General features: G+C 63.5%; 2 protein-coding genes and 1 tRNA gene. All 3 read right to left on the reverse strand.

Annotated elements, in window-relative coordinates; all coding sequences use genetic code 11:
- The coding region (locus ACO41U_RS10170) for a sodium:solute symporter family transporter (protein ID WP_485943698.1) at positions 1 to 606 on the reverse strand (606 nt) is incomplete at its 3' end.
- Between the two features lie 121 nt (positions 607 to 727).
- Positions 728 to 801 (reverse strand) — tRNA-Gln (locus tag ACO41U_RS10175).
- A 148-nt stretch (positions 802 to 949) separates the two neighbouring features.
- Positions 950 to 3154, reverse strand: a complete 2205-nt coding sequence (locus ACO41U_RS10180) for a methyl-accepting chemotaxis protein (protein WP_485943700.1) — start codon at positions 3152 to 3154, stop codon at positions 950 to 952.
- Positions 3155 to 3243 lie beyond the last annotated feature (89 nt).

Below are 3243 nucleotides of genomic sequence, written 5' to 3' on the forward strand. Positions count from 1 at the left end.
CGCCGCCGCGAACCCCGCGAGGATGACGGCCACCTCCACCAGGTTGACGACGGCTGCCGAGAACAGGCCCCCCGCCGCGAAGTAGAGCGTCGTCACCGCCGCCCCCGCGACGACCCCCACCGTCGTTGGCACGCCCGCCGCAACCTGGAGGATCCAGGCGATGCCCAGCAGCTGCCCCGCGAAGAGCGCCAGGGTCCCCACCACCATCATGGCGGAGAGAAGTCCGCGAAAGGCCTTGCCGTAGCGCAGGTCCAGCCAGTCGCTCAAGGTGTAGAGGTTGTGCCGGACCGCCAGGCGCCAGATTCGTGGCCCCACCCAGAAGGCCAGGATCATCGAGCCGATCCCTGCGCTGCCGATCCACCACCAGGCGGAGAGGCCGTGGCGCCAGGCCAGGGCCGAAACGCCCACCGTGGAGCCCGCGCCGAGGTTCGCCGCGGTCAGCGTCGTGAAGAGGAGGGCAGGCCCCAGCCTGCGCTCCGCCACGAAGAACCCCTCCGCGCTGGTGACGCGCCGGCCCACCAGCGCCCCGACCAGGATCAGCAGCGCCGCGTAGCCGAGGATGAACAAGACGTACCCATTGTTCAGAAGCGACCGCACCTCAGTCATGACCATGACCTCCGTCCCTCGCCCGACGGGGAAGCCGGTGTAAAACCATAAAAAAAGCCTGCTGAGGCATACTGCACCCCAAGCAGGCCGCGTTTCCACGCCAGGCGAATTGAGATAAAAATGGCTGGGGAACAGGGATTCGAACCCCGATTACCTGATCCAGAGTCAGGCGTGCTGCCGTTGCACCATTCCCCAACACCCAACAGAAAAATATTTTATCAGGGGAACCTAAAAAGTCAATAGTCAAATGGCCGCAAATCCACGGGTACGAGGAATGCGCGGCGCTTCGGGTGCTCGAAATGCAGCGCGGCGGTCCCCCAAAGGACCGCCGCGCCATTACCGCCTATCGGCCTGATGGCAGGGCCGGGCTGCCCTTCTCCTCGTCCTCCTGCTCGTACTGGAAGCGTCCGACCAGGGCTTCCAGGCGGGCCACGCCCTCGCTCATCCTCTGGGTCTCCGTGGCGACGTTCTCGCTTGCCGCGGCCGTTTCACCCGTCGCCTTTCTGATGCCCTCCAGGGTTTTGCCGACCTCCGCCGTCGCACTCGACACCTGGCCCACCGAATTCGCCATCTCGCTGCTTGACGCCGCCTGCTCCTCCGCCGCGGCCGCTATCGTCTGCATGTGTCCGCTCAGCGCGTTCACTTCGTCAAGGCCGCGCTTCAGGCTGTCCTGTGCTTCGCCCGAGCTCTTGACCGTTTCGTTCAGAAGCTCGCCCAGTTCGCGGATGACCGCACTCGCCTGATTTGAGTCGTCCTCCAGATTGGAGATCAGCTTTTGCACTTCCTGCGCCGCGTTGCTCGATTCCTCGGCGAGTTTGCGCACCTCCTCGGCGACCACAGCGAAGCCACGGCCGGCCTCGCCCGCGCGAGCCGCCTCGATCGCCGCGTTCAGCGCAAGCAGGTTCGTCTGATCTGCGATGCCCGTGATCGTCGTCACGAAGCCTGCGATGGCGTTCACCGACCCGTTGACCTTCCCGATCGACTCCCCGCCGGCGCGGGAGCGGTCCTCCGCCTGTCGAACCTTGGCGATGACGGAATCCACCTCGGCGAAGGCCGTTTGCGTCAGGTCTGCGGTGCGGGCGGCGATCCCGGCGCCCTCCTCGGAGGACTGCGCCGTTGCGGCCGCGGCGCGCGAGACCTCGTCAACCGCTGTGTTGGTGCTCATCAAAGCCTTTGCGTTCTCGGCGGAAAGGTGAGAAACCTCGTCCACGGAGGCCTTGACCTCCTCCATGGAGGCGACGGACTCCTCCGAGATGGCCGCGAGGTTCTGCGCCCCGCTGGCAAAGGTCTGAGCCTCCTTACCCAGGTCGCGGATGATCTGCCGCAGGTTGTTCTGCAGGAGAGCGTAGTTGTTGGTCATCTCACCGATCTCGTCCTTGTAGTCCAGGAGCCAGACCTTCGAGCGGTCGTACATGAAGTCGAGCTTCGAGGCGCGGTGAATGATCTCGGTCAACGCGAGGATGGGGCGGACGACGCGCCCGCTGAGCCAGTAGACCACTCCGGAGAGGAGGAGAAGGCCCACGATGGCGGCCAGGATCGTATTGCGGGCCATGGCCCTCGACTCCGCCAGCATCACGGACATGGGGACCAGTGCGTTGATGCACAGCGTCTGTTTTGCCGGAGTGAGGGGCACCGGTACGTAGACCTTCAGTGCCTGACCCTTCGTCGCCACGGCGTAGTCGTGCTCCATGAACTGCCTGCCCTCCCGGACGGACTGCAGGACCTGAGGGGCCGTCTTCTGGCCCTGAATGATGTCGCCCAGCTGCCTGCCGATCATCGTCTGGTCCGTAGAGTAGATGACGAAGCCGTCGTCGTCGATCAGGAGGAGGACCGTCTGGTCGCTGAGGATGCGGAAGGTCTTCATGCGTGCCTGAAGCAGGGCATAATCCATGTCGATTCCGACCACTCCGGCGGTCCTGCCGTTGATCTTGATGGGGACGGAGATGGAGGTGATCAGGGTTTTGAAGCCGTTTTGGTAGGTATAGAACTCCGGGTTCCCGACGACCGTTTCGCCCGTCTTGAGGGAGGTCGTGTAGTACTCATTGCCGGAGGCGTATATCGTTTCTGACGTCACGTCGCGGGTGCGGACGGCCTGGCCGTTCTGCTCGACGAAGCTGGCCGTGAACTGTCCCTTTTTGCCGTACCATTCGCTGTCCGCGAAGTTTTCGTCGCGCCCGTCGAAGGCGTCCGGCTCGAAGGCCACCCACATGGAAACGATCTCCGGCCTCTGAAGGGCGCCCGACTCCAGGAGCGTCAGCACGGTTTCCCGAGCGTTGGGCGCCGTGCTGTCGAGGCGGGGGATCGCACCGGCGACCGTCAGGAGGATGTCAATGTTTTCTTTGATCTGGTTCTGGATGTCGAGCGCAACCTTGCCGACGGAGGCTAACGTCAGGACTTCGACGTCGCGGGACGCCTTGTTCGACGTGGAAACCGTCACGTAGGCGATGACGGAGCAGAAGACGATCAAGACGACGGACAGGATGCCGAGGAGCAACTTGGTCCTGAGCCGCAGGGCTCCACGGGTGGAACGAGTGGAAAAAACCGACATGATCAATCCCTCCAAAATTATCAATAATTACTGACGGTCCAGAATCGCGTTAAAGAAGTCCGCGTCCATCGAGAAAAATTCCCCCTTCC

The organism is Fretibacterium sp. (assembly GCF_057312375.1).